The sequence below is a fragment of the Microtetraspora glauca genome, assembly GCF_040656155.1.
Lineage (GTDB): Bacteria > Actinomycetota > Actinomycetes > Streptosporangiales > Streptosporangiaceae > Microtetraspora > Microtetraspora glauca.
On the sequence record NZ_JBFALK010000011.1, the window covers coordinates 201,477 to 227,348 of the forward strand.

The 25,872-nt window shown below is 72.2% G+C and carries 26 protein-coding genes; 6 read left to right on the forward strand and 20 right to left on the reverse strand.

What is annotated here, in order from left to right; genetic code table 11:
* Window positions 1-99 precede the first annotated feature (99 nt).
* Window positions 100-462: a hypothetical protein gene (locus AB0I59_RS21200; RefSeq protein ID WP_061258911.1), complete on the forward strand. Its 363-nt coding sequence runs from the start codon at window positions 100-102 to the stop codon at window positions 460-462.
* A gap of 60 nt (window positions 463-522) precedes the next feature.
* Here the strand turns inward: AB0I59_RS21200 and AB0I59_RS21205 are convergent, their stop codons facing one another.
* The 8 genes from AB0I59_RS21205 to AB0I59_RS21240 form a co-directional block, all read right to left on the reverse strand.
* Complete coding sequence (locus tag AB0I59_RS21205; RefSeq protein ID WP_061258910.1) at window positions 523-936, reverse strand: aconitase X swivel domain-containing protein; 414 nt, start codon at window positions 934-936, stop codon at window positions 523-525.
* Window positions 933-2,231, reverse strand: a complete 1,299-nt coding sequence (locus tag AB0I59_RS21210) for an aconitase X (protein ID WP_061258909.1) — start codon at window positions 2,229-2,231, stop codon at window positions 933-935. The genes AB0I59_RS21205 and AB0I59_RS21210 overlap by 4 nt, the downstream gene beginning before the upstream one ends.
* A gap of 15 nt (window positions 2,232-2,246) precedes the next feature.
* Window positions 2,247-3,536 carry an FAD-dependent oxidoreductase gene (locus AB0I59_RS21215; RefSeq protein ID WP_061258908.1) on the reverse strand — a complete coding sequence of 430 codons (1,290 nt, stop codon included), beginning with the start codon at window positions 3,534-3,536 and terminating at the stop codon, window positions 2,247-2,249.
* A 24-nt stretch (window positions 3,537-3,560) separates the two neighbouring features.
* On the reverse strand, window positions 3,561-5,243 hold the full coding sequence (locus AB0I59_RS21220) for a dihydroxy-acid dehydratase domain-containing protein (RefSeq protein ID WP_358135153.1): 1,683 nt from the start codon (window positions 5,241-5,243) through the stop codon (window positions 3,561-3,563).
* A gap of 6 nt (window positions 5,244-5,249) precedes the next feature.
* Complete coding sequence (locus tag AB0I59_RS21225) at window positions 5,250-6,041, reverse strand: ABC transporter permease (protein WP_061258906.1); 792 nt, start codon at window positions 6,039-6,041, stop codon at window positions 5,250-5,252.
* Window positions 6,042-6,044: 3 nt separating this feature from the next.
* Window positions 6,045-6,893 (reverse strand): ABC transporter ATP-binding protein, encoded by an 849-nt coding sequence (locus AB0I59_RS21230; RefSeq protein ID WP_358135156.1) that lies wholly within the window; start codon window positions 6,891-6,893, stop codon window positions 6,045-6,047.
* Window positions 6,894-6,919: 26 nt separating this feature from the next.
* Window positions 6,920-8,005: an ABC transporter substrate-binding protein gene (locus AB0I59_RS21235; protein WP_358135159.1), complete on the reverse strand. Its 1,086-nt coding sequence runs from the start codon at window positions 8,003-8,005 to the stop codon at window positions 6,920-6,922.
* A 179-nt stretch (window positions 8,006-8,184) separates the two neighbouring features.
* Window positions 8,185-8,970, reverse strand: coding sequence for an IclR family transcriptional regulator (locus AB0I59_RS21240; protein WP_061258905.1), 786 nt, complete (start codon window positions 8,968-8,970; stop codon window positions 8,185-8,187).
* Window positions 8,971-9,157: 187 nt separating this feature from the next.
* On the opposite strand from AB0I59_RS21240, the gene AB0I59_RS21245 reads away from it, so the two are divergent.
* Together AB0I59_RS21245 and AB0I59_RS21250 are read left to right on the forward strand one after the other, a co-directional pair.
* On the forward strand, window positions 9,158-10,270 hold the full coding sequence (locus tag AB0I59_RS21245; protein ID WP_061258904.1) for a CapA family protein: 1,113 nt from the start codon (window positions 9,158-9,160) through the stop codon (window positions 10,268-10,270).
* Window positions 10,271-10,272: 2 nt separating this feature from the next.
* On the forward strand, window positions 10,273-10,908 hold the full coding sequence (locus AB0I59_RS21250) for a protein-L-isoaspartate(D-aspartate) O-methyltransferase (RefSeq protein WP_358135164.1): 636 nt from the start codon (window positions 10,273-10,275) through the stop codon (window positions 10,906-10,908).
* On the opposite strand, the gene AB0I59_RS21255 is transcribed toward AB0I59_RS21250, so the two are convergent.
* The 7 genes from AB0I59_RS21255 to AB0I59_RS21285 form a co-directional block, all read right to left on the reverse strand.
* Complete coding sequence (locus AB0I59_RS21255; protein ID WP_358135167.1) at window positions 10,896-12,263, reverse strand: acyltransferase family protein; 1,368 nt, start codon at window positions 12,261-12,263, stop codon at window positions 10,896-10,898. The genes AB0I59_RS21250 and AB0I59_RS21255 overlap by 13 nt on opposite strands.
* Window positions 12,264-12,385: 122 nt before the next feature.
* Window positions 12,386-13,231 (reverse strand): acyl-ACP desaturase, encoded by an 846-nt coding sequence (locus AB0I59_RS21260; protein WP_358135170.1) that lies wholly within the window; start codon window positions 13,229-13,231, stop codon window positions 12,386-12,388.
* A complete protein-coding gene (locus tag AB0I59_RS21265; RefSeq protein ID WP_358135173.1) occupies window positions 13,228-14,013 on the reverse strand; it encodes a ferritin-like domain-containing protein in 786 nt (261 codons plus the stop codon). Before AB0I59_RS21265 ends, AB0I59_RS21260 begins: the two co-directional genes overlap by 4 nt.
* Window positions 14,010-14,489 carry an acyl-CoA thioesterase gene (locus AB0I59_RS21270; RefSeq protein ID WP_358135176.1) on the reverse strand — a complete coding sequence of 160 codons (480 nt, stop codon included), beginning with the start codon at window positions 14,487-14,489 and terminating at the stop codon, window positions 14,010-14,012. Before AB0I59_RS21270 ends, AB0I59_RS21265 begins: the two co-directional genes overlap by 4 nt.
* Window positions 14,482-16,209: an acyl-CoA dehydrogenase family protein gene (locus AB0I59_RS21275; RefSeq protein WP_358135179.1), complete on the reverse strand. Its 1,728-nt coding sequence runs from the start codon at window positions 16,207-16,209 to the stop codon at window positions 14,482-14,484. The genes AB0I59_RS21270 and AB0I59_RS21275 overlap by 8 nt, the downstream gene beginning before the upstream one ends.
* A gap of 1 nt (window position 16,210) precedes the next feature.
* On the reverse strand, window positions 16,211-17,878 hold the full coding sequence (locus AB0I59_RS21280; RefSeq protein ID WP_358135182.1) for an acyl-CoA dehydrogenase family protein: 1,668 nt from the start codon (window positions 17,876-17,878) through the stop codon (window positions 16,211-16,213).
* Window positions 17,868-18,509, reverse strand: a complete 642-nt coding sequence (locus AB0I59_RS21285) for a TetR/AcrR family transcriptional regulator (protein ID WP_358135185.1) — start codon at window positions 18,507-18,509, stop codon at window positions 17,868-17,870. Before AB0I59_RS21285 ends, AB0I59_RS21280 begins: the two co-directional genes overlap by 11 nt.
* 167 nt (window positions 18,510-18,676) lie before the next feature.
* Between AB0I59_RS21285 and AB0I59_RS21290 the strand changes: the two genes are divergently transcribed.
* Window positions 18,677-19,825, forward strand: a complete 1,149-nt coding sequence (locus tag AB0I59_RS21290; protein WP_358135188.1) for an acyl-CoA dehydrogenase family protein — start codon at window positions 18,677-18,679, stop codon at window positions 19,823-19,825.
* Window positions 19,826-19,833: 8 nt separating this feature from the next.
* Here AB0I59_RS21290 and AB0I59_RS21295 read toward each other — a convergent pair whose 3' ends face one another.
* Entirely contained in the window at window positions 19,834-20,304 is a 471-nt protein-coding gene (locus AB0I59_RS21295; RefSeq protein WP_061258897.1) for a flavin reductase family protein, read from the reverse strand.
* A 9-nt stretch (window positions 20,305-20,313) separates the two neighbouring features.
* Window positions 20,314-21,537, reverse strand: coding sequence for a styrene monooxygenase/indole monooxygenase family protein (locus AB0I59_RS21300; protein ID WP_061258896.1), 1,224 nt, complete (start codon window positions 21,535-21,537; stop codon window positions 20,314-20,316).
* Between the two features lie 286 nt (window positions 21,538-21,823).
* On the opposite strand from AB0I59_RS21300, the gene AB0I59_RS21305 reads away from it, so the two are divergent.
* Window positions 21,824-22,804 carry an AraC family transcriptional regulator gene (locus AB0I59_RS21305; protein WP_358135192.1) on the forward strand — a complete coding sequence of 327 codons (981 nt, stop codon included), beginning with the start codon at window positions 21,824-21,826 and terminating at the stop codon, window positions 22,802-22,804.
* A gap of 91 nt (window positions 22,805-22,895) precedes the next feature.
* Complete coding sequence (locus tag AB0I59_RS21310) at window positions 22,896-23,459, forward strand: hypothetical protein (RefSeq protein WP_358135195.1); 564 nt, start codon at window positions 22,896-22,898, stop codon at window positions 23,457-23,459.
* 214 nt (window positions 23,460-23,673) lie between these two features.
* On the opposite strand, the gene AB0I59_RS21315 is transcribed toward AB0I59_RS21310, so the two are convergent.
* Genes AB0I59_RS21315 through AB0I59_RS21325 form a run of 3 tightly spaced genes read right to left on the reverse strand, consistent with a single transcriptional unit; the run spans window position 23,674 to window position 25,867 of the window.
* A complete protein-coding gene (locus AB0I59_RS21315) occupies window positions 23,674-23,931 on the reverse strand; it encodes a hypothetical protein (protein WP_358135198.1) in 258 nt (85 codons plus the stop codon).
* Window positions 23,928-25,028: an ABC transporter ATP-binding protein gene (locus AB0I59_RS21320; protein ID WP_082777315.1), complete on the reverse strand. Its 1,101-nt coding sequence runs from the start codon at window positions 25,026-25,028 to the stop codon at window positions 23,928-23,930. Before AB0I59_RS21320 ends, AB0I59_RS21315 begins: the two co-directional genes overlap by 4 nt.
* On the reverse strand, window positions 25,025-25,867 hold the full coding sequence (locus tag AB0I59_RS21325) for an ABC transporter permease (protein WP_061258892.1): 843 nt from the start codon (window positions 25,865-25,867) through the stop codon (window positions 25,025-25,027). The genes AB0I59_RS21320 and AB0I59_RS21325 overlap by 4 nt, the downstream gene beginning before the upstream one ends.
* Between the last annotated feature and the right edge of the window lie 5 nt (window positions 25,868-25,872).

The following is a 25,872-nucleotide window of genomic DNA, read 5'->3' on the forward strand; positions in this document are numbered from 1 at the left end:
CAGCACGGAGACCGGTCCCGAGGCAGCCCCGATTCGCGGAGCGGGCGGGCGGCCGAGACTGCGGGCAGCACGACTTCCCCACCTCACAGGAGGACCCGCATGAACCGCTCCAGAACGCTCGTCGCCGGATTGGTCGTGGCCGCGCTGCTCGGCCTCGGCGACGTGGTCACGCTGCCGTTCGGCGACGGTGAGCACCCCCCGTTCGCGATAGCCGTCGCGGGTGCCGTACTCGGACTGATCACCCTGGGCGGCGTGGTGCTCGCCTGGCGCGGCAGCCGCGTCGGCGCGGTCGCCGTGATCGTCAGCAGGCTGCTGTCGGGGCTCACCGCCGTTCCCGCCTTCTTCGCCGACGACGTGCCCGCCCCGGCGATCGGCATGGCCGCCTTCGGGGTCCTGGTCACCCTCGCCTCCATCGCGATGATCGCGCCCGCGCTGCGATCCCGAGCCGGTACGGAGGTCTGACCATGGTCACCGCGGACGCCTCACGCGCGGGCGGGCGGAGGCGACTCCCGGACATGGGAGTCAGGAGGACGGAGTCACGGTGAGAAGGCCCTGATCCGCGGCGACGACCACCCAGTCACCGGTCCTGATCACATCCACCGGGTCGCGGTCGAACTCGGACATGGCCGGCACGCGGGTGACGACCGCGCCCAGTGCGGCCTTGGTCGTCATGGTGGTGAACACCATCGCCAGCGGTGCCGTCCCGAGCAGCCGGGTGCTCTGGAAGAACCCCGACCATCCGGACGATCCCTTGGCGCCGGGGAACACGAGCACCTTGCCGGTGAAGCAGACACCGAACAGCTCGTGGCGGCGCTCGATGATCGTCCCGGTGGCCGGATCGATGCCGCCCCAGCCCGAGATCGTCTCGTGGGACACGAGGGCCTCGCCCTCGGCGTATCCGGGGACGATTCCCCTGCCCCTGAGCTGGATCGTCATCGCGCGGCCTCCACGGTCCGAAGGTCGCCGCGCCACCGGCCGGTGACGGCGGCGTCGACGCACTCCTCCAGGGTGCCGAACCACGCCTCGATGCCGAGGATGGCCGGGAGGTAGTGCGCCTGCTTCGCGGAGTCGGTCGCGAAGACCCGGGTGCCGGCGGGAGCCGACCTGGACATCGCGGGGCAGGAGTCGGTGAGGACCCTGCCGCCGGCCTCCTCGATCACCCGCGTGTAGCCGCTGCGGTCCGCCACGCCGCGGAGCGCGCGCGGGGTCATGATCCACAGCTCCGTCCCCGGGTTGAGCTTCCTTCCTTCGAGCGCCCGGGCCGCCCGCGCGATCTGGTCGAGGGAGGCGTGGGGGCAGCCGAGGAGGACGAAGTCCACGTCGGTGCTCGTGCCCTGGTTGTTCAGCGTCTCGTAGACCCGCCGGCGTTCACGCTCGCCGTACACCACGGGTTCGGGGACGCGTCCGCCGCCGAACGCGGCCTCCGGCGTCGGGGCCTCGGGGGTCGTGCCGGGCAGGTGATAGATCTCCACTCCGCCCGACGACGCCGCGGCGGCGCCGAAGTGCTTCAGGTCGCCCAGGTCGGGGCGGCGCAGATCGCCGACGACGACGGGCCTGGCCTCCTGCACGAGGTCGCCGACGAAGTAGCCGAACATGCCCCAGTCGAGGAAGCCGTCGACGGGCACCCTGGACTCGATCAGATGGGTGCCGTGGCGGTTCCCGGGCAGGTGGTTGCCCCAGTAGGGGATCCTGCCGGTCAGGGCGGCGGCCCCCGTCGAGGCGGTCCCCTCGCAGTTCGTACGGGCGCCCAGCACCGAGTTGCAGTACACCACGGCCGAGGACTCCATCCACGCGCAGTGCTCGCCACGCACCGGAAGGTTGCCCACCTGGTACGGCGTGCAGGTCGCGAGGATGTTCACCCCGCGGCCTCCGAAGAAGGACTCCGCGTCGCCCTGCAACTCGACCATCTGCGGGGGATAGGGGACGACGCCGAGCGCGTCGTCACCGAACCCGTGCTGGAGCTGGCAGGTGGGGACGCGCATCGGCGGGATCTCGATGTCGTCGTCGCAGTCGAGGTTGATCACCGAGAACGACTTCGCCCAGCCGCCCTCGCGCACCAGCTTCGCCTTGACGGGCGAGGGTTGCGTCATCGTCCCCGCGACGTTCCGGGTCTCGCAGAGCCGTTCCGCGCCCAGCGCGTCGCCGTAGCGCACCAGCAGGTCCATCGCCGCGGCGACCGCGGGGCCCTCCGCCCCGTCGAGCATCGCCTTCTCCTCGTCGGTCAGTCTCACGACGTGCCCGCCTCCTCATCCCTCGACGTTGTCGTGGACCCGCTCGCGAAGTTCGGCGGGTTTGATCTCCTGGACGCTGCCGCCCCTGGCCAGGTCGAGGGCGTGCGCGGCCCCGACTCCCATGGCGGCGCACGGGCCCATCACGCGAACGCTCGACAGCGCCGCCGCGTCGCCGTCCACGCAACGGCCGGCGGCGACGAGGTTGTGCGCCCCGATGGGGACCAGGCTGCGCAGCGGCACGTAGTGCACGTGGTCCGGGCCGAACGTCTCCCACACGTAGCCCTCCACGCGGTCGTGCAGCTCGATCGGCCAGGCGGTGCGGGCGACGGCGTCGTCGAAGAACGTGCCCTGCCGTACCTCCTCGACGCCGAGCTGGTGCACGGCCGCGATCCACCGGGTCTGGCGGCGTCCCGGGAAGCCGTAGCTGCGCACCTTGGCGTCGCCGAAGGCGCCGGGGAACTCGCCGCGCAGGAACTCGACCACCCGGTCGGCCTGGGCGCGCCCTTCGAGTTGCGCCTCCGCCGCCCGGACGGCTTCCAGCGGCGCCTCCACGTGGGTCATGTTCATGACCGCGGTGTTGCGGCCGGGGAAGAAGAAGGCGAGCCCGTCACGGCGCACCAGACCGTACTGCTCCGCCTTCTCGTCCACCCGCGCCACGAGTTCGGCGGGGTCGGGCCGGTGGGTCTCGTCCAGGTTCTCCAGCCGGATCTGCTGCGACCCCCACACCGTACGCTCCGGGATCCGGCACGGCAGCCCGGCCTCCCACGTCAGGGCGGCGTCCCCTGTCGCGTCGACGAACCCCCCGGCCGCCACCCGTACGTCGCCGTGGCGGGTGGCGAAGTCCACCGCGCGGACGTGGCCGTCGGCGACGTCGACTCCGTGCACGGACGCCCCAAGGACGACCTGGATGCCGAGCCGCTGGACCAGGTTCTCGAACCAGCGGCCGAGCACGACCTCGTCGTAGCTGACGGTGATCGTGTGCGACTTGTTGAAGTAGATGTCGTCGGTCTTGCCCAGGTCGGCGAACATCTCGTCGAAGACGCCGTGCGTGAGCTGGCGGTACTCGGGCCCGTTGCCGAAGATCCCGCAGAAGAGCCCGATGAGCGAGTTCACGCACTGCCCGCCGAGGACGGGCAGGGCGTCGACGAGGGCGACGGAGCGGCCGAGCCGGCGCGCCTCGACGGCGGCGGACAGACCGGAGATCCCGGCGCCGACGACGCAGACGTCCGCGGCGAGTTGTTCGACGACCCGGCCCGAGGGCTTGGTCACCGTATTGATCTTCAGTTCGGTCAGAGGGTGAGGCATGCTTCTCCTGTCAGGAGTGTCGGTTCAACGTCCGCGGCCGCGGAGCGTCGCGCCCCGGTGCAGCGGTTCGACGTTGCGTGCGTAGATCGACAGCCATCCGGACGCGTCGGCCGGCGGCTCGTGCTCGCTCCGCCCGGCCAGCCGGCGATCGGCCTCGTCGGGCTCGATCAGCAGGTCGACGGTCCTGCGGGTCAGGTCGATCGCGATCTCGTCGCCGTCCTCGACGATGCTCAACGGCCCGGTGACCGCCCCCTCGGGGCTGGCCTCGCCGACGACGATGCCCTTGTTGACCAGCCCGGACAGCTGCCCGTCCGTGACGACGGCGACGCTCTCGGTCAGGCCGGCGCCGTCGAGAGCGAACACGGGCTGGGAGGCCATGCCCATGCCGGGGGTGCCGACCGGCCCGAGCCCTCTCAGCACGAGCACCTCGCCCGCGCGGACGTCGCCCCGCTCGATGGCCGCGACGCAGGAGAGGGCGTCCTCGAAGACCCGGGCCGGCCCGCGGAACGTCCTCGTCCGCCGCTCGGAGACGGAGAGCTTCACGATCGCCGAGTCGGGTGCGAGCGAGCCGCGGACCACGACGATCGTCGCCTCCCGCCCGCGCGGGTCGCCGGCGGGCCTGATGATCCGGTCGTCGCGCACCACGGCGGAGGCGGTGCGCTCCGCCATGGTCTCCCCGGTGACCGTACGCGCCGATCCGTCCACCTGCTCGCCGAGCTGGGCGAGGACGGCGAGGGTCCCGCCGGCGTCCTCGAACTCCTCGATGCTGTCGTCGCCGTTGGGCCGGACCGCCGACAGAGGGCGTACGGACTCCGCCCGCCGCTCGAACAACCGGTAGACGTCGACGTCGGATCCCGCCTCGCGCGCGATCGCCTGGAGGTGCTTGACCGCGTTGATGGACCCGCTGACCGCGAGGGTCGCCGACACCGCGTTGGCGAACGCCTCGGCGGTCATGATGTCGCGGGGGAGCCGGGCGTGCTCGACGGCCTCCATGATGACGCGCCCGGACTCCTTCACCGTCGCCCACATGCGGTCGCCGTTGGCGCGGACCGGGGTCGAGCCCGCGATCGTCATGCCCAGCGCCTCGGCCACGACGTGCATGGTGTTGGCCGTGCCCATGCCCGTGCAGACGCCGGGGCTCGTGATGGCCCGCGCGCTCATGTCGCAGAGCCCCTCGAACGAGACCCGTCCTGACGCGAGGTGACCGGCCTTGACGAACACCTCCTCGATGTCGACGCGCGCGCCGTCGTCCAGCGTTCCGCAGCTCTGGTAGCCGCACGAGACGATCAGCGTCGGGACGTTGATCCGCGCGGCGGCCATCAGCTGTCCGGGGGTGGTCTTGTCGCAGGACGCGAGGCAGACCATCCCGTCGAGCCGCGCGCCTTCGACGACCGCCTCGATGTCGTTGGCGATCAGGTCCCGACCGGAGAGGACATAGCCGCCTCGGGCGCCCGCGCTCATGATGAAGTCCGTGGGCGCGACCGTCCTGATCTCGAAACCCACGCCTCCCGCGTCCCTGATCGAGCGCCGCACCTCGGCCGCGATGGGATCGAGGTGGCTGAAGCAGGGGGAGAGCCCGGACGACGAGTTCACGATCGCGATCTTGGGCTTCCTGATGTCCTCGTCGTCGAGGCCGAGCGCGCGCCACTGGGTGCGGGTGGTGGCCCAGCGCGGGCTGCCGACGGGGTGGTTGCTGCGCGGTTCCATGGCCGCTCACACCCCGTTCTGGCCGTAGACGGACTCGTGCCAGGGGATGAGGACCCGCTTGAGCGTGTTCACCACGAAGTACATGGCGAGTCCGATGACCGACAACAGGATGATGACCGCGAAGAGCTGCGGCGCGTCGAGCGCGTTGAGCGTCACCACCACGAGGTAGCCGAGCCCCTCGCTGCCGCCGAGGTACTCGCCGACGATCGTGCCGATGATCGCGAAGACGATGCCCACCTCCATGCCCGCCAGGACGTACGGCATGGTGCTCTTCAGTTCGAGGTGCAGGAACGTCTGCCAGCGACCGGCGTTCAGGCTGCGCATCACCTCGCGCTGCCCGGACTCGACCGACCGCACGCCGAGCTGGACGTTCAGCATGATCGGGAAGAAGGCGAGCATCGCGGCCATGATGACCTTCGAGGTGATGCCGAACCCGAACCAGATGACGAACAGCGGGATGAGGGCGACCTTGGGCACCACCTGCGAGGCCACGATCATCGGGCGCAGGCTCCGCTCGATCCACGGCACCTTCCCGAGGACGACTCCCGCGACGACGCCGAACACGAGAGCGGCCAGGAAGCCGGTCGTGGTCTCCAGGACGGTGACACGAGCGTGGTCCCACGTGACCGGGTCGCGGACGACCGTGCCCAGGCTCTCGAACACGGCGCCGGGCCGGGGCAGGACCAGTTCGTTGACGTCGAAGGCGCGGACGAACACGTCCCAGGCGACGAAGAAGGCGATCAGCAGGAGAGGCGTGGTGATCCAGGGCAGCAGCCTCATCGATCTTCCGCGGGTCATGGCCTACTCCTCCTCGTCGAGCGCGTGCCTGAGGTCGCGCACGATGGCGCCGAACTCCGGCTCCGTCTGAACGTCGATCCCGCGTGGGCGGGCGAACTCCACCGACCTGACCTGCCGGATGCGTCCGGGGCGCGGGGTCAGGTGGACGATCCGGTCACCGAGGAAGACCGCCTCGGTGATGTCATGGGTGACGAACACGACGGTGGCCTCCGTCGCGGCGGCGATCCGCTGGAGCTCGATGTTCATCCGCTCCCGGGTGAGGGCGTCGAGCGCCCCGAACGGTTCGTCCATGAGGAGCAGCTTGGGTTCGATGCTCAGCGCCCTGGCGATCGCGACCCGTTGCCGCATGCCGCCCGAGAGCTCGCGGGGATAGGACTTCTCGAACCCCTTCAGCCCGACCAGCTCGGCGAGCTCACCGGCCCGGGCCAGGCGCTCCGCCTTCTTCACACCGCGCAGCCGCAGGGGAAGCGCGATGTTGTCGGCCACCGAGTACCAGGGGAAGAGGTTGGCCTCCTGGAAGACCACGCCGAGCTGGTCGACCACGGCGGGGTCAACGTGCGACCCCTGCCACAGCGACCTGCCCTCGATGAGGACCTCCCCGGCGGTCGGGTTCACCAGCCCGGCGAGCGTGCGGAGCAGCGTCGTCTTGCCGCAGCCGGAACGGCCGATCAGCGAGACGAACTCCTTGTCGTGGATGGTCAGGTTGATGTCGGAGAGCGCCAGCGTGGTGCCGCGCTTGGTGTGGAACTCCTTGCTGATCCCCACCAGCTGGAGCTTCGGCACCGAGGGGGCCGGCGGCTCGGCCGGCGGGCCCGCCACGGGCACGGTCATCGTCTTCGCGTCTTTCGCCACGGCTTCGGTCCTTTCACGGCTCTCGGCTACGCGGACAGGAGGCTGTTGTCGAGCCAGACCCGGGGATCGAGGCCGGAGGAGACCATCCCGGCCTTGACCAGCTCCTCGTAGCCCGTCGACCAGGCCTTCTCACCGGTGACGAGGAACGGGTCGGCGGGCTTGCCGCCCGTCCAGGCGTCGCGGCTCTGCCGGAGGCTGGCCTTGGCGATCTCGTCGTCGTCGAGCGTCGCGAACGAGTACGCGCCGCGCAGCACCTTCAGGGTCTCGTCGAGCGACTCGTCGGCGACCATCGCGGCGACGGCGTCGTTGATCCCGGCCAGGAACGCCTTGAGGTCGGCGGCCTGGGTCCGCACGTTCTCCTTCGTCGAGACGTACACCTGCGTGTCCGCGTTCACGTACTCGCCGGGATCGAAGACCGCCGCGTCGCTGTTCTGCGAGACCACGATGTTGGCGGTGTCCAGGCTGACCACGTAGCCGGCGATCCGGCCCTGCTGCACGAGGTTGAAGGTTCCGGGCGTCAGGCCGACGACCTGCCGCTTGACGCTCGCGGCGTCGAGTCCGCTGTTGCTCATGACCAGGCTCACGAGCTTGTCGCTCGTGCCGCCCTCCGACGGGACGCCCATCGTCTTGCCGGTGAAGTCCTCCGGCCGGTTCAGCGGGTTCTTCTTGCTGTACAGGATGCGGACGGTGGAGGCCCTCGTCAGGCTGCCGACGTTGACCATCGGCTGGTTGGTCTTGCCGACGGCGGTCACGAGGTCGATCTGCCCGACGCGGGTGACCAGCCCGGCGCCTGCCAGCAGCGTCTGCATCGCCTGCGGGGAACCCTTCACCGGCTGCAGCTTCACGTCGAGGCCGTGCTTCGTGAAGTGTCCGCCGGCCACGGCGAGGAGCTCCGGCGCCAGTGACAGCGTCTCGAGCGGGAGATAGCTCAGAAACGTGACGCCGCGGGATCCCGAGGCCGAGCCCGAGCCGGCGGCGGAATCCGTACCGCACGCCGACAGCAGAGTGGGGCCGGCGGCGGCCGCCGCGAGGGCGAAGGCGGACCGCCGGAGGAAGGAACGGCGATCGAGGCTCGGGGTGGCAACTGGCGGCCTGGGGGTGATTGGACGCACCGTGAGTCTCCTTATTCCACGTCGCGGACCGATGGGGGGTGGCCGCGACGCTCATGAGACTCGCGTCACAGTGCATGGGCCGACAATCGAGCTTTCCGGATATCGGAAGACTTATGGGGCGATAATGGTCAGGGCGAAACGGTCAGGGCACCGGGTTTCAGGATTCTGCGTTTCCGGTTTCAGGGTGTCCGGGGCCGGGCGGCGACGGCGGAGGCGACCGTCGCGCCGAGGGCGTGGGAGATGCCCCGGGCCGTCGTCCGCACCAGATGCGCCAGGCGTACGCCGTGCGAGCCGGTGGGCGGCACGATCAGCGACAGCGCGGCGATGACGGTGTTGTCGGCACCGTGGATGGGGGCGGCGACGGACATGTACTCGGGGTCGATCTGGCGGTCGCTCACCGCGTATCCGGTCCGCCGGATGTCCGCGAGGACCTGCCGCAGCTCACGCTCGTTCGAGTAGGTGCGGGCCGTGAAGGCGCGCAGCGGACCGGAGATGACCTCCTCCTGCAGGTCGTCCGGCGCGTAGGCCAGCAGGACGAGCCCGACCGCCGTCGCGTGCATGGCGTACCTGCCGCCCACGCGCGGCCGGTCGTGTTTCCTGTCGGGACTGGTGAGCCGCTCGACGAAGACCACCTCGTCCTTCTCGCGCACGGCCAGATGGACGCTGCGCCGGGTGCTCTCGTAGAGGTCCTGCATGAACGGCATGGCGATGCGCTGCAGACCGACCGAGCGGGGGGCGTGCGCCGCGACCTCCCACAACCGCAGCCCGACCCGGTACTTCCCCGACGACTCGCGCTCCAGCGCGCCCCACTCGGTGAGCTCGCCGACGATGCGGTGCGTCGTGGTGAGCGGGATGTCGGTCTGGCGGCTGATCTCGGACAGGGTCATCCTGTCCGGACCGTGCTGGAACGCCTCAAGGATCCGCAGGGCACGGTCGAGGACCGAGCGTTGCTGGACGGTGGCCACCGGTGTTCCTCCTCACGCCGCCACCGGTCCGGTCGAGCGGATCTCCGATGGGAGCGGGGCGGCCATGGAGGATGTCCTAGCGACCCTCACTCCTCCACGTCAAGGCTGGTGAGACCCGGCCGCCGCACAACCGGTCTCCGGCCGACCGGCCGGGCGGGTGGCCCGGGGTGCTTCCTAGCATGGAGGTATGGGCGCGGGCCTGGTGACGCTCTTCCTCTGCGGGGATGTCATGCTCGGCCGTGGTGTGGACCAGATCCTGCCGCACCCCGGCGACCCGGTCCTGCACGAGCCGTGCGTCGCCGACGCCCGGACCTACGTCGAGCTCGCCGAGGCGGCGAACGGGCCGATTCCGCGCCCGGCCTCCTTCTCCTGGCCGTGGGGCGACGCCCTTGAGGTCCTCGACGAGGTCGCGCCCGACGTCCGGGTGGTGAACCTGGAGACGAGCGTCACGCGGAGCGGCGATTTCGCCCGGGGGAAGGGCATCCACTACCGGATGAACCCCGCCAACCTCCCCTGCCTGGTCGCCGCCCGGCCCGACGTGTGCGTGCTGGCGAACAACCACGTGCTGGACTTCGGCCGTTCCGGGCTCGCCGAGACCCTCGATTCGCTCGCCGCCGCCGGACTCCCGTACGCGGGGGCGGGGAGGAACGCGGACGAGGCACGTAGCCCGGTGATCGTGCCGGTGCGGGGAGGCGGGCGGGTGCTGGTGTTCTCGTTCGGCATGGAGTCCAGCGGCATCGGGCCGGACTGGGCGGCGGCCGAGGACCGCTCCGGCGTCGATTTCGTGTCCGAGCCGTCGCCGGCCGCCGCGGCCGAGATAGCCGATCGGGTACGGCGGGCGAAACGGCCGGGGGACATCGCGGTCACCTCCATCCACTGGGGCTCCAACTGGGGGTACCGGGTATCCGGAAAGCAGGTCCGGTTCGCGCACGCGCTCGTCGACGGCGGCGTCGACGTCGTGCACGGGCACTCCTCGCACCACCCGCGCCCGGTCGAGCTGTACCGCGGCAGGCTCATCCTGTACGGCTGCGGCGATCTGGTGGACGACTACGAGGGCATCACCGGGTACGAGGAGTTCCGCGACGACCTGCGGCCGCTGTACTTCGTCTCGCTCGAACCGGGCTCGGCGCGGCCGGTCGAGTTGCGCGTCTCGCCCATGTGCGCCCGGCGCATGCGGCTGTGCCGCGCCACGCCCGACGACGCCGAATGGCTGCGCGCGACCCTCGACGACGTCAGCCGCGACTACGGGGTACGGGTCCGCCGCGAGCCCGGCGGCATGCTCGCCGTACGGGAGCCCTGATCGTGGCGGGTTCACCGGAAACACTGGCGCGGGCCCTGCGGGCGGAGGGCGTCCGCGACGCGCGCCTGCTCGACGCCGTGCGGGTGACGCCGCGGGCGGACTTCGTCCCGGCGGACGCGGTGTGGGCCGCCTACGACGACGTCCCCCTGCCGATCGGGCACGGCCAGGTGACCACGCAGCCCTCGCTGTCGGCGCGGATGATCGAAGGGCTCGGCCTTTCCGGTGACGAGCACGTGCTCGAGATCGGTACGGGACTGGGCTTCCAGACGGCGCTGCTCGCGCGCCTGGCCGCCGACGTCGTGTCCATCGAGATGCGGCCCGGCTTCTCCGAGCAGGCCGGGCGCAACCTCGCCCGCCACGGGATCGGCAACGTCGAGTTGCTCACCGGGGACGGCAGCCGCGGCGTGCCCGGCCGGGCCCCCTACGACGCCATCCTCGTGTCGGCCGCCTACCCCGAGGTTCCGGCGCCGCTCGCCGAGCAGCTCCGGGCCGGCGGTCGCCTGGTGCAGCCGATCGGGACGGGCGGGGAGGAGGAGGTCGTGCTGTTCGAGCGCACCCCCGCCGGGCTGGAGCGCCGCCAGGTCCTGACCCTGGCCAGGTTCGTCCGCCTCCACGGCCGGTACGGCTATCCGCTCTGACGCCGTCGCCGATCTCCTGACCCGCGACGGGTACGGGCGAACCGGAGGAGGGCCGCCCCGGCGAGGTAGACCAGCAGCATCTGTACGGGCGGCGCGCCCTGGCCCGCCAGGGCGGTGCCGAGGAGCCCGCCGATCACGGCCGCCGCGCCGGTGACGGTGGTCGCCGTGCGCAGGGCGCCGATTCGGCCGGTTCGCGCGGAGTCCGTTCCGGGGGACGGTCTCGCGCGCCGTTCGGTCCGGCCGAACACGGCGACGAGCACGGCGAGGATCATGGCCAGGACGGCGAGCCAGGGAAGCCGGAGCAGGATCCATCCCGCCGAGCCCGTGGGCGGTTGCGGCAGCAGACCGGTGGGATAGAGGGCGAGCGCCGCGATCACGACCGCCGCCATGTGCCAGAGGAAGATCGTCATGATCGCGGAATTGACCGCCACCACGACCAGCCATGGGCGCGGCCGTTCGAGCCACCGGTTGCCACGGTCGTGCAGGAGAAGGGCGAGCCCGGTCTGCGTGACGGCCAGGGCGAGCAGCGCGACCGTCGGCGGCGAGGTGTTCTGCAGCCGCTCGCCCGGGATCGCGACCATGCTGATCGGGTAGGGACCGGCGACGGTGAGCGCCACGAGAGCCGCGAGGCCGCCTGCCGCCATCGGCAGTGCCACCGCGGGGCGGGCGGCCAGGCGTCCCTCCCGCCAGGCGATGCCGAGCTGGTGGACGGCCAGCCAGGCGAGGAGGAAGTTGGCCTGGCCGAGCACGGGCCGGCCGAGCAGCCGGGCGGCGTCGCCGAGACCGACCAGCGCCACCAGCGCCACGGGTACGGCGAGGCCCGCGCGGCGGTCGAGCGCGAGCATCAGGGGCGTGAGGAAGACCGCGGCGAGATACACGACCAGGAACCACAGCGGCACGCAGGCGAGCCACACGGCCATCCCCACCGTCCTCGGGTCGGCGCCGAGCATCCGGGCCAGGAGGGCCGCCGCGCCCACGGCGACGACGAGCGTCGTCGTGGGGGCGACCAGCCGGCCGGTCCGGCCGAGGAGCCAGCCCACGGCGGTGCCGCCCCGGCCGCGATACGCGTCCAGGGAGGCGGCGTTCGAGAACCCGCCCACCAGGAAGAAGATCGGCATGACCTGGAACAGCCAGGTCAGCGGGCGCGCCCACGGCAGCACGTCCAGGGCGCTCCCGCCCCCGATCCGGTCGCGGTACGTCACCGAGACCAGCAGCCAGTGGCCGAGCACGACCATCGAGATCGCCACCGCGCGCAGCAGGTCCATGAGGCGGTCCCGCCGCGGCGGGGTGCCCTCGGCTGACCGCCTGAGCGCGCGAACGGCGCCGCGCGCGCGGCGAAGGAGCGCCTCGAACACGCGACCCCCCATCATTCGCCCTCAGAGACCTGACCTGCCCCGAATCGTCAGGGTCTAGTGCCCCGGCAGGGCAGGTCCGCCCGGAGTTCGACGGGAGCGGTTACAGGGGGAGACGGCGTCGCTCAGCCGGACCAGCGGTCCCGCGCGGCCCGATCGTCCAGCCCCCAGTACCTGAGCAGCGGCTCGACGACCTCGGTGCGGAAGACCTTCAGGTTGCTGATCCCGGTGTCCCAGATCACCGCCTTGCGCTCCTCGTAGTCGGGCAGCACGGTCACGGGCTCGCGGAATCCCATGAGCCCGCGGTGCACGACCTTCGCCAGCTCGGGCCGCTGGTGCAGCGCGAGCCTGACCGCGTCCCGGTAGAAGGCCAGGTGGAGCGACTCGTCGGCCTGGACGCGGCGCAGCAGGTCGGCCAGCAACGGGTCGGCGACCACGCGGGCGAGCCGCGCGTAGAACACCCGCGTCGACAGCTCCTGGATGGAGGTGTAGACCATGATCTCGAACGGGTCCGTGGCCGGCGCGGGGCGTCCGGCGCGCAGCATCGTCGTCTTGGCGTCGAGCATCGGTCCCGGCGGGACGGCCTGGTCCATCAGCAGATAGATCTCGAAGGCCCGGCCGTGCTGGTCCTCCTCCGCCACCCACCGCCGGAAGAAGTCGGCCAGCAGGGGATGCCCCCGTCCGAGGTGGCCGTGGAGGTTCTCGGCGTACCAGGGCAGGTTGGTCTCGCCGAGGTAGGCGGTCTCCAGGGCCCTGGCATGGTCGGGGTGCAGCGGTCCCGCGCCCGCGGCCCAGGCGGCGCGCACGGACGTGAGATCCACCGGCCCGTCACCCAGCCGGCGGGCCATCCCGTCCAGCCGGCGCTCCTGCATCCGCTGGACGAGGTCCTCGTACGTCCACGGGGAGCGCGCCTGGTCGTGCCGTTCCAGGAGCCGGGCGAGGTGCTTCTCCAGGGGGTCGAAGTCGATCACGCTCGGACCTGCTTTCTCAGGATCGCGAAATCGGCGGGCGTGGAGATGGGAAGGCCGGCGATGTCGCCGAAGAGCGAGCAGACGGCGCGGGCCTCGCGCTCGGGGTCCACCCAGCGGCGGTGCAGCTCCGCCATCGCCTCCGCGGTCTCGGCCTCCTGGTAGTTCTCCGCGGCCGGGTTCGCGTCCGCGAGGCCGCCGTCGGGGTCGCACCACAACTGCCCGACGCGCAGGAGCACGGGCACCGCGGTGCCGGGATCGGTCGCGGCGAGCTTGCGCGCGTAGTGCGCGAAGCCCTGGGCGTGTCGTCCCTCGTCGCCCGCGATCTTCTTGAGCAGCGCGGCGAGCACCGGCTCCTCACAGGCCGCGGCCATGGCCCCGTACAGGCGGCAGGTCCGGACCTCGCCGAGCACGTTGACCGCGAGCGTCGCCATGGCCGGAGGATCTCCCAGCTCCGGTCGCGTCAGCTCGGGGATCATGCCCTCCGCGTCCCTGCCCGCGGCCTCGGCCCACTGCCGCAGGAGAAGATGGTGGCGGACCTCCTCGGCGAACCAGATCGACAACCAGGCGGTCAGATCCGCGTCGTGCCGGAAGATCCGGACCAGGTCGAGGATCGCGGGGATGGAGGAGAACTCGGTGCGGGCCAGCACGACGAGGCCGTCCACCATGTCACCGTCGATCTTCCCGCGGTCGATCTCGCTGAACGGCGGAAGGTCCCGGGTGGGAGACCACCGGACCCGCTCGTGCTTGTAGAAGAGCTCGTCGAAGTCGAGGACGCCCGTCATCCCGCACCTCCGTCTCCGGCGGCGACGCCGAGGGCGCCGAGGGCGTCGAGAGGGCCGAACGCGTCGTGGGCGGCCGGCGACAGGCCGGCGAGATAGGCGCGCGGGTCGGGGATGAGCTTGCGGGAGCGCAGGTCGAGCAGGCCGCACACGCTCTCCATCTCGGCCGCGAGCGTGCCGTCCTCGGACAGGAACGCCTGGCGCAGCACGAAGGTGCGCCGGTGCGGTTCCGCCCACTCATACGCGACGGTGGTCCGGACCGTCTCGCCCGCTCGCACCTCCCGGTGGTATCTGATGGTCGACTCCAGCAGGACCGGCCCGACCCCGCCCGCGCGCAGGTCCTCGGGCAGTACGCCGAGCGAGCGCAGATGGCACCACCGCGCGTGCTCGGCGTACGAGTGGTAGACCGCCGAGTTGAGGTGCCCCTGCCCGTCGATGTCGTGGAACCGCACGTCGATCGGCACGGCGTACTCATCCATGCAGGGCCTCCGCTTCGAGCGCGGAGGCGTCGACCGCCGCTCCGCTGACCAACCCGGGGAACGCGGTCAGCAGCGCCAGATCCGGCGGCTCCGGCTCCGCCGCCCACGTCCTGCCGTGGCGCCGGGCGAGTACGGCGAGGCGGGCGTCACCGCCTCGCAGGTCCTCGTCGGCGTCGACGGCGAGCAGTCCCGCCGCCAGGACGTGCAGGCACCTCTCGGCGAGCCCGCGCAGCGCCAGCTGGGCCTCGTCGGGCGGAAGCGCCTCCCAGAGTGCCAGCTCCCGCGCCCATGCCTCGGCCTTCTCGCGTACGGCCGCCCCGAGCGGCCCGGAGACCGCGGCCGACGGCTCCGTCAGCGCCTCGACCAGCGCCGGACCCGATCCCGTACGGCGAAGCGCCCGCGCGAAGTCGAGCAGCATGATGTTGCCGCTGCCCTCCCAGATGGACAGCAGGTGGGCGTCCCTGACCATCCGCGCGTTGGGCCAGTCCTCGATGTAGCCGTTGCCGCCCCGCACCTCCATCGCCTCGTGGCAGGCCCACTGCGCCTGCCGCGCCGTGTGGTACTTGATCAGGGGAGTGAGGGTGCGGAGCAGCACCCCGGCCACCGGGTCGCCGGCGTCGGAGCGCTGCAGGAGCCCGGCCGCGTAGAAGGCCAGCCGGGTGGACGTCTCGGCCGCGAGCGTGAGCTCGGCGAGCACCTCGCGCATCAGCGGGTGATCGGAGAGCCGCCTGCCGAACGCCGCCCGGCCCGTCGCGTGCTCGCGCGCCTCCAGATAGGCGCGATGGACGAGCGCCGCGGCGACCACCGCGTTGGCGACCCTGGTCTGGTTCAGCATCTCCGTCATCTGCCGGAAGCCCACCCCCGGACCGCCGACCAGCTCGGCGGCCGCTCCGGTGAACGTCACCTCTCCTGAGGCGAGGCCGCGCGTGCCGAGCTTGTCCTTGAGCCGGTTGATCACGTACGCGTTCCGCGATCCGTCGTCCAGGGTGCGCCGGACCAGGAACAGGGCGAGACCGTCGGTGCCGGGGCCGGCGCCGCGCGGGCGGGCCAGGGTGAGGATGAGGTCCGCCTGGCAGTTGGAGCAGAACCACTTGTCGCCGTGCAACCGCCACGTGCCGTCGGAGTCAGGGCGCGCCTCGACCTCGTTCACGCCCACGTCGGACCCGCCGGCCTTCTCGGTGAGGAACATCGCCGCCTGCCACGCGGTCCCGTCCGTCGCCGTGAGCCGGGGCAGGTATCTCTCCGCCAGTTCGGGCGCGTACAGCCGCAGGACGCGGGCCAGGACGTCCGTCATGGTCAGGCCGGTCACGACGTTGCGGTCGGCGTGGGCGAGCAGGAAGAACAGGGCCTGCTTGGCCACCTCGGGGGCGCGGCCCGGCCAGCCGAGCACACCCTCGCGATGGGACATGGCGGCGATGCCGAACCGCCGGTAGGCCACGTCGACCACACCGTCCCAGGCGGGATGGAACTCGATCTCGTCGATCCGCGCGCCGCGCTTGTCGTAGGGACGTAATCGCGGACCGTGCTGGTCGGCGGTGGCGGCGAGCTCGTCGAGGGGACCGGCGACGAGCTCGCCGATGCCGGCGCAGTGCTCGGCCGCCCACCGCGCCGCGTCGCCGTCCAGCAGGCGGCGCAGGATCCGGGGGAGTACGGGGCTGGCGGTGAAGGGGTTCAGCCCGACGGTGTCGGGCATCGATCGGGGCGGGGGGAGATCCGACATGTCATTCCAATCCGAGTAACCTCGCCTTTTCGTGCGCCGCGGGGAATGTCAGGGGACGCGCCGTGAAGATCTCCAGCGCGATGGCGGTGCGTTCGTCGCCGAGCGCGGTGAGCGCCCAGCCCGCCTGGGCGGCCAGCAGCGCCGCCTGGTACGTACGGGCCATGCCCAGCGCCAGCTCGCGGGCCGCCGCGGGGTCCGGCTCGCGCGAGGTGAGGTCCCGTGCCGCGGTCCGGATGATCCGCGCGGCGGCCTCGGTCCGGGGATGCGGGTGGAGGGTCAGCTGCTTCTCGACGTCGTCCCGGTACGCGGCGGCGACCTCGGGGTCGCCCAGCGCCCGCATCACGTCGAGCGCGAGGACGTTCGTCGTGCCCTCCCAGATGGACTGCACCTGCACGTCGCGCAGGACCTGCGGGATGCCGGTGTCCTCCAGGTAGCCAGCGCCGCCGAACGATTCGAGCAGCTCCGAGCAGGCCCGCACGCCCTGGCGGGCGGTCGACATCTTGGCGAGCGGCACGACGACCCGGGCCAGCCGCGTGTCGTCCCGCCTGTCGTCCCGCGCGTCGTCGGCGCGGGCCTCCTGCCGGCCGACCAGCTGCGCGGCGCGCAGAGCCATCTGCACCATGGCCTCGTACTCGGCCGAGATCTCGGCGAGCCAGCCGTAGTGCAGGGGCGACTCCTCCAGGAGGCCGCCGCGCACCACGCGCCGGCGGGCGTAGTCGCGGGCGAGCTGGAGCAGGTGGCCGGTCGCGCCCGGTCCGGCCTGGGCCGACGCCATGCGGGCGACGTGCAGCACGGACGCGACCTTGGCGATGCCGCCGCCGATCCCGCCCACGGGTACGGCCACCGCGCCGTCCAGGTCGAGCTCCGCCGTGGGAAGCCCGCGGGTGCCGTACTTGTCCTTCAGGCGGCGCACGCGCAGGCCGTTCCAGCCGCCGTCTGGCCCGCGCAGCTCCAGCGCGAACAGGGACAGGCCGCGGCTGCCGGGTTCGGCGTTCACGGGACGCGCCAGGGCGACGGCGACGTCCGCGGTGGTCGCCGAGGTGAACCACTTGGTCCCGCGCAGCGACCAGGTGCCGTCGCCCAGGGGCGTCGCGACGGTCGCGGAGCGCGACAGGTCCGAGCCGCCCTCCTTCTCGGTCATCCACTGGCCGGACGTCCAGCCGCCGACCCGTTTGGTCAGCAGCGGGGCATATCTGGCGGCCAGCTCCGCGTCATGGTCGCGCAGGCACGCCACGGCGCCGTCACTCATGGCGAGCGGGCACAGCGCCGTCGCGGTGACGGCCTGCGCGATCTGGTAGAGGGCGGCCTGCACCACCCGGCCGTGGGGTCCGTACGTCTGCTCGTAGGGGATCGCCACCGCGCCGAGGCCCTGCAGGAGCTTCACCAGCTCCGTCCAGGCGGGGTCGATCTCGATCCGGTCGACCCGCCTGCCCCACGCGTCGTAGGGCACGTGCCTGGGCGGGTTCCCCTCCGCCCTGGCCGCCAGGGGCGCCAGCTCGGTCGCGCAGCGCTCGGCGGCGTGCTCCAGGTCCGCCGCCGCCTTCTCGAAGACGTCGGCCGGGAGGACGCGCCGTACCGCGTGGCGCAGCACCCGGTCCGCCTTCCACCGGTTGGCGAGCCGCGGCGCCGCCTGGACGAACGGGTCGATCTCGAACTGCTCAGCCGACATCGGCGGTCACTCCAGTCACGTTCAGCGCCAGCTTCGTCACATTCGCGATCAGCGACTCGTCGTCGCCGTGATCGTGCTCCGGAGCCAGCGGGCCGACGAGGCATTCGGCCACCGCGCCCACCAGCGCGGCGCCCGTCAGCTCCGGGTTCTGAGGGGGGAGCTCCCCGGCGGCCACGCCCTCGCGGACCAGGCCGGCGAACAGGTCCCGGTAGCGCCGCCGGTACTCCAGCCTGGCCGCGTCGACGGAGGGGTCCACCGGCTCCGCGATCAGCGCGTAGGCGAGGCGGCGCCCGTCCAGCGCGCGGCGGGCGAACGTCGCGATGACGCGCGCGAGGCGCTCCCGCACCCCGCCGTCCGATGCCGCCACGGGGGCCGGTACGGGGGCCGCCACAGAGGCCAGCACGCCGAGCTCGTGGCCGGAGGCACGCTCGAAGACCTCGGTGAGGAGGGCACCCCTCGACGGGAAGTGCCGGTAGATCCCTCCGGCCGACAGACCGGCGCGTTCGGCCACGGCGGACACGCTGGCCGCCTCGAAGCCGCTCTTCGCGACCACCGCCCAGGCCGCCGAGACGATCCGCTCGCGCACTTCGGCGAGTCGCCGCTCGGTCTTCTCCGTACGCCGGTAGGCCATGCCAAGCAGTGAATCGTGATTTGCAGCTTCGGTCAAGAGGCCGCTTCGGCGGGCGAACGGTTTCCGGGCACGAGGACGCGCGCGAATCCCCCGCGCGAACCCGGGAAGGTGTCCACCATGGCGCAGGCCTCCCCCGCGGCCTTCGCCGACGGGAAGGAGCGAGGCCGATGCGGCGCAGACTGTTCGAGAGCGAGCACGAGGCGTTCAGGGAGAGCTTCCGGCGCTTCCTCGGCAAGGAGGTCGTCCCGCACCATCGGGAGTGGGAGCGCGCGGGCATCGTGCCGCGCGAGCTGTTCCTCGCGGCCGGCGCGCGCGGCTTCCTCGGCATGGCCGTCCCCGAGGAGTACGGCGGGGGAGGAGTGGACGACTTCCGCTTCAACGTGGTGATCGGCGAGGAGGTGCAGCGGGCCGGTGTCGCCTCAGCCGGGCTGGGGCTCACGCTCCACAACGACATCTGCCTGCCGTACTTCCTGGCCTACTGCACCGAGGAGCAGAAGGCACGCTGGTTGCCCGGCGTCGCGGCGGGTGAGCTGATCACCGCCATCGCGATGACCGAGCCCGGGATCGGCTCCGACCTGGCGGGCATGACGACGACCGCGCTGCGCGACGGCGGCGACTACGTCGTCAACGGCGCCAAGACGTTCATCACCAACGGGATCAACGCCGACCTGGTCATCACCGCCGCCAAGACCGATCCCGCCCGGCGGCACGACGGCATCAGCCTGCTCGTCCTGGAACGCGGGATGACCGGCTTCGAGCGCGGCCGCAACCTCGACAAACTCGGGCTGCACGGCCAGGACACCGCCGAGATGTCCTTCGACGGCGTGCGCGTGCCCGCCGCCAACCTGCTCGGTGAGGAGGGGAACGGCTTCCGCGAACTGGTGGCCAACCTTCCCCAGGAGCGGCTCAGCATCGCGGTCGCCGCCGTCGCGGCCGCGCGCGCGGCGCTGGAGTGGACCCTCGCGTACGTCAAGGAGCGGCACGCCTTCGGCCGGCCGATCGGCGCCTTCCAGAACACCAGGTTCCGGCTCGCGGAGATCGCCACCGAGATCGACCTCGCCTGCCACTACGTGGACGACTGCGTACGCGCTCTGGGGGAGGGCGAGCTCACCGCGGAGGACGCCGCCAAGGCGAAGTGGTGGTGCACCGAGCTGCAGGGACGGGCCGTCGACACGTGCCTGCAGCTCCACGGCGGCTACGGCTACATGGAGGAGTATCCGATCGCGCGGGCCTACGCCGACGCCCGGATCACCCGCGTCTACGGAGGAACCACCGAGATCATGAAGGAGATCGTCGGCCGGTCGCTGGGTCTGTGAGGCCGCGCTCACGCGCACACCGACAGCGCACGGTACCTCCCCGAGTGGAAGACCAGCGGCTCGCCTCCCTGCCGTTCGAACTGCTCGACCTCGCCCACGAAGATGCGGTGGTCGCCGCCGTCGTGGGCCGTCAGCGTCCGGCACGCGAAGTACGCCACGGTCCCGGGGAGGACCGGCAGGCCGGAGCGGGTGAGGCGGGTCTCCACGCCGGCGAACTTGTCCGGCAGCGGCGTCGCGAACCGCTGGGACAGCTCGTCCTGGTCCGCCGCCAGGATGTTGACCACGAACCGGCCCGCCCGGCGGAACACCGGCTCGCTCGGCGCCCGGAGCGACAGGCACCACAGGACCAGCGGCGGGTCGAGCGAGACCGAGGTGAAGGAGTTGACGGTGACCCCGGCCCGCTCCCCGCACGGGGTGGCGGTCGTGACCACCGCCACCCCGGTCGCGAACTGCCCGAGGGCGTCACGCAGGGATCTCATGACCGCCCCTCACCCGCCGAATCGGTCCAGGTACGCACGGGCCCCGGCGGGGTCCATGAACCACTCGGCGAAGTCCCGCGGGTCGTCGAACCCGTTGACGAAGCGGGAGGCCACCTCCGGCAGACCGCCCGCCGCGCCCAGGAGTTCGAGCACGTGCGGCGGCGGAGGCGCGAGCAGGGCGTTCGTCCACGCCGTGGCGTGCGAGGCGTCCGCCCAGTAGCGCTCGAAGGTCCGCTCCATCCAGGCCGCGTCGTACGGCTCCTCGCCGCGCTCCAGGATCGAGTCCAGATAGGAGGCGGCGCACTTGGCGGCGTTGTTCGAGCCCTGCCCGGTGATCGGGTCGTTGAGCACGACCACGTCGGCCACGCCGAGCACCGCCGCGCCCGAGGGCAGCGCGGCGACCGGCCTGCGGACGGTCGGGGCGAACCTCCCCGCCAGGACGCCGAGCTCGTCGGTGAGCTCCACCCCGGCGCAGCGCTCGGCCTCCCACGGCAGGAAGGTGTCCAGGATCCACCGGCTCCTGGCCAGGTGCTCCGCGGGGGTGCGCACGTCGGCCCAGCAGTCCATCGGCCCGCCCGGAATCCCCTCGAACACCATGATCTGGCACGGGCCCGTGACGGTCAGCGCGGGGAAGACGAAGTACTCGCCCACTCCCGGCACCAGGTTGAAGCACACCGCGGAGTAGTCGGGCCGCGGCGCGAGCCCGGTGACATAGGTGAGGGCGAGCGCCCGCTGCGGGGCGTCGTACGGCGAGCGCGCCGGGTCCCGCTCGAACAGCGAGGCGATCGGCCCCTTGCCCGCGGCGACGAGGACCAGGTCGTACTGCGCGGCGTAGGTCTCCAGGTCGGCGGGCGTCACGTCATGGATGATGATCTTGCCACCCAGTCGCTCGACCTCCGCCAGCCAGGCCGGCATCTTGAGCCGCTGGTCCACCGAGCGGGCGGGGGCGCGCAGCCGCGCCGCCCAGTCGATCGCCCGGCCGCCATCCGGGCCGGGGACCGTGAACTGGATCCCCTCGATCGGGGGGCAGGCGTCACCCCATAAGTCGAGGCCGAGGGCGCGTTCGTGGGCGAGAGCCGTACCGAACATGGCCTGGCTGGACATCACCCGGCCACCGGCGATGTCCTCCGGCGTCCGGTTGGAGACGACCGTGACGTCGTAACCGTGCCGCAGGAGGCCGAGAGCGAGATGCAGGCCGGACTGCCCGGCCCCGACGATCAGGATTCTGCGCATGGTGGGCGTTTTCCTTTCTGAAGTCGACCTGTTCAGAAAGTACGGTCCGTGACGGCGCGCTGACCATCCGCTGAGCGCGGATGTCATCCACCTGGCGCGGACATCACCCCGAAGACCACCTTGGACATGACCCTGAACATCACCCTGACGTCACTCTGACGGGACCCGGACCTCACCGGGCCATCATCCCTCGGTGACGACGAGACGAATATGCGATTCCGCCTGGACGGGTGCACCGTGATCCGTCACCATGTCGGCGTCAGTCCGACGTGCGGCGGGAGCGTCGATGCGTGAGCGGATCCTGCTCGAAAACCGGGCCGTCTTCGCCAGTGATGATCTGGATGAGGTCCGTGACCTGGTCGGACGGGTGTTCTGCCCGCACCGGCTGGACCTGACCGGCGGCCCGGCGCCGTTGTCCGCGCGTTTCAACTCGGCCCAGCTCGGGGCCATCCGGGTGAGCTACCTGGACTACGCGGCCGACGTCCACATAGAGCCGGGCGAGCTGGAGTCCTTCTACCTGGTGCAGGTGCCCCTCGCGGGACGCAGCCTGATCAGGTGCGGGGGACAGGAGATCGTGTCGACGCCGGACCTGGCCTCGCTGCCGTCGCCGACGGAACACCTGGACATGCGCTGGGCGGCCGGCTGCCCCCAGCTGATCGTGAAATTCGACCGCGCGGCCGTGGAGCACACGCTGGAGCAGATGCTCGGCGAGCGGCTCGACCGGCCGCTCGTCTTCGACCTGGGGCTGGACATGACCACGGGACAGGCGCGAGCGTGGCGCGCGATGGCCGACCTGCTCGTCCGGGAGGCCGAGCACGGCGACGGGCTGGCGGGGCAGCCGCTCGCCATGGCACACCTGGAGAACGCGCTGCTCGCCTCGCTGCTGACGATGCAGCCGTCCAACTACTCGGCCCGGCTGAACGCGCCGGTGCCGCCCGCGTTGCCCAAGGTGGTGCGCCGGGCCATGGAGTTCATCGACGAGCACGCCGGCCACCCGCTGAGCACCGACGACGTGGCGCGGGCCGTGGCGGTCAGCAGCCGCTCGCTCCAGGAGGGGTTCCGCCGCCACCTGGGCCTGACCCCGATGGCGCACCTCAGGGACGTCCGCCTGGCCCGGGTCCACGAGGAGCTCAGGGCGGGCGACCCGGCCCGGTGCACCGTGACCACGGTGGCCGCCCGCTGGGGGTTCCTGCACCAGGGCCGGTTCGCCGCGGCCTACCGCGCCCGGTACGGCCAGGCTCCCTCGGTGACCCTCCGCGGACGCTGAACGAGCCGCCGGGGTCTCCCGGAGGCTGCTCGATGTGGTGGTTCGTCCCCTGGCCGTGACTTCGGGGCCGCCTGTACAGCAGAGTGGACACGTGCGCAGTCGTATCGCTGTAGCGGCCGTACTGGCCGGTGTGACCGCCGCGTGTACGTCCGGCGACCCGTCAACGAGGCGAGAGGCCGCATCCTCGCCCCCTCCCGCGGCCTCCGCGACGGTGCGGTGTGACGAGGCGATCGGCGGGGGGCAGGCTCCCTCTGGCGACCTGCAGGTCGTCGGCGATGCTGTGGCCCTGCCGACGAGCAAGAGCAGGGCGCAGGCCCTGCAGGCGGCTGAGGCGGAGTTGCCCGGCGGGGGTTCGGGATGGTTCGCCAAGCAGGGCCTGCTCGTGCGGCGTGGACGACATGTCGAGGTGACGGTGCCGGAGGGCCTGACCGGCCGGCTGTGGCTGGCATGGGGCAGCCCGGGGTCGCCAGGTGCGCGTGTGGTGGTGGACCGCTGTGAATCGGGCGACGAATGGATCGCCTTCGCCGGGGGGTACATCGTCCGCGAGGCCGGATGCCTTCCGATTCGGGTCCGAGTCGACGGCGGTGCGGTGCACGAGGTGCTCATCGGTGTCGGTGCACCGTGTCGAGGGCAGAAGCCCGCTCCCCGGGTCTGATCCGGTTCCCGTGGACGTCGGGGAACGCCTCTCGGGTGTCGGTCATGTGACGCTTGCTTCCCGTGCGGCGGCACCAGCGGCGGCCGGCTCTCCATCTGTCGACGATCAGGGCCCGCACCTGGTGGTGCCGGGTGACCGGTGCGGAGGCAGGCACATCAGCCGGATCGCCGAGGTGAGGGTCTGTGCCTCCGGCCGCCTGTGGGGATAGGCCGTGTCAGTGGCCGTACGGGCATCTCGAGGGTGGGGCCGCCCAGTGCAGGGCGATGTACGGCTCGGCCCGGCCGAAATAGCGCACCCGTTCCCGGGTGACGCGATAGCGGGCGCTCGTCTGCGGGGCGGACGGTGACCGGCGCGGGACCGGGATGGTGAGAGTGCCGATGTCCTGGTCGATGTGGGTGAGCATGCCGTGGCACGGGCCGCCGAGGCAGATCGCGTTGCAGTCGTGAGGGCCGTCCGGCGGGTCGCCGGTCATGCCGGATATCCGTGGGTCTCAGTGGCCTTGACCGCCGCCCAGATCCGCCGGCCAGGGGTGAGGTCGAGCTCGGCGACGGCGGCGGGGGTGACGTCGGCGAACGCGGTGATCGGGCCGTCGAGGTGGACGCGGACGTTGTCGCCGTGCCGTTCGACGCCCTCGATGCGGGCCTGCCACAGGTTGCGCGGGCTGCCGTCAGGGCGGGATCGGTAGAGGGCGACCGCGGCGGGGGAGAAGGCGACGAACGCGGGCCCGTCGAGCTGTTCTGTGACGCTGAACAGCAGCTCGTCGACCTTGACCTGCTGCCCGGAGGCGAGGCCGCGGTAGAGGTTGAGGCCGACCAGGCGGGCGACGTAGTCGGTGCGCGGACGGCGGGCCACGGCCGCGGGGGCGCCCTGCTGGACGACCGTGCCGTTCTCGACGACGACGAGGCGGTCGGCCAGCACCATGGCGTCGAGCGGGTCGTGGGTCACCAGGACGGTGGCGCCGTCGAAGCCGGCCAGGTGGCGGCGCAGCTGGGAGCGGACCTCCAGGCGGGTGTGCGCGTCGAGCGCGGCGAGCGGCTCGTCCAGCAGCAGCAGGCGGGGCCGTACGGCCAGCGCCCGCGCGAGGGCGACGCGCTGCGCCTGCCCGCCCGAGAGTTGCCGGGGCCGGGCGGCGGCGTGTTCCGAGAGGCCGACCCGCTCCAGCAGGGCGGCGGCGACGCGCCGGGCCTCGGCCTTGGCGACACCCTGGCAGCGGGGGCCGAAGGCCACGTTGTCGAGGGCGGACAGGTGCGGGAAGAGCAGGTAGTCCTGGAAGACCATCCCGATCGGGCGTCGCTCGGCGGGGAGGGTGTGCAGCGGCCGGCCGTCGAGAGTGATGTGCCCGCCCGTGGACAGGGCGGTGAGTCCGGCGAGGGCGCGCAGCGCGGTGGTCTTGCCCGCGCCGTTGGGGCCGAGCAGGGCGACGACCTCTCCGGCGGCGACGTCGAGCTCGATATCCAGGGCGAAGGAGGGCCGGGTGACGACCAGGCGGGCGCGCAGGCCGCGCTGCTCAGGCTCGGGCCCGGACTCGGGCGGGGACGCGGGCACGGCTGGGAACGTCGGCCGGGTCATGGACTGGTCACCCACCTGTCGCGCAGGCCGGCCAGGATGACCAGGGAGACGGCGAGCAGGACGAGGCTGAGCACGATGGCGGCCTCGGGCTCCGTCTCCAGCGCGAGGTAGACCGCCAGCGGCATGGTCCGGGTGCTGCCGGGGAAGTTGCCGGCGAACGTGATGGTCGCGCCGAACTCGCCCAGCGCCCTGGCCCAGCACAGCACGGCTCCGGCGACGATGCCCGGGGCGATGAGCGGCAGGGTGACGCGGCGGAAGACCGTCCAGCGCGAGGCGCCCAGCGTGGCGGCGGCCTCCTCGAACCGCTGATCCGTGGCGCGGAGCGCGCCCTCGACGCTGATGACGAGGAACGGCATCGCCACGAACGCCTCGGCGAGCACGACGCCCGCGGTGGTGAAGGGCAGCGAGATCCCGAACGTGGCGTCCAGCCACTGGCCGACCAGGCCGCGACGACCCAGGACCAGCAGCAGCGCGACGCCCCCGACGACCGGGGGCAGCACCAGCGGCACGGTGATCAGCGCCCGCACCAGGCGCCGGCCGGGGAAGGACACCCTGGCCAGCAGCCAGGCCAGCGGCACACCCAGCAGCAGGCACACCAGCGTGGCCACGGTCGCGGTCACCAACGACAGCCGCAGCGCCTCCAGCACCTGCGGCTCGGCCAGCCGCTGGAACAGCGTCGACCAGGGGGCCCGGATCAGCAACCCGGCGAACGGCAGCACCAGGAAGGCCAGCCCGAGCACGCCGGGCACCACCAGGGCCCAGGGCAGGCGGCCGGTGACCGCGCCTCGCCCGGGGCGGTCCGCGAAGCCCCGGGCGGGTGACGGCGTGGTGGAGGTCATCGCGG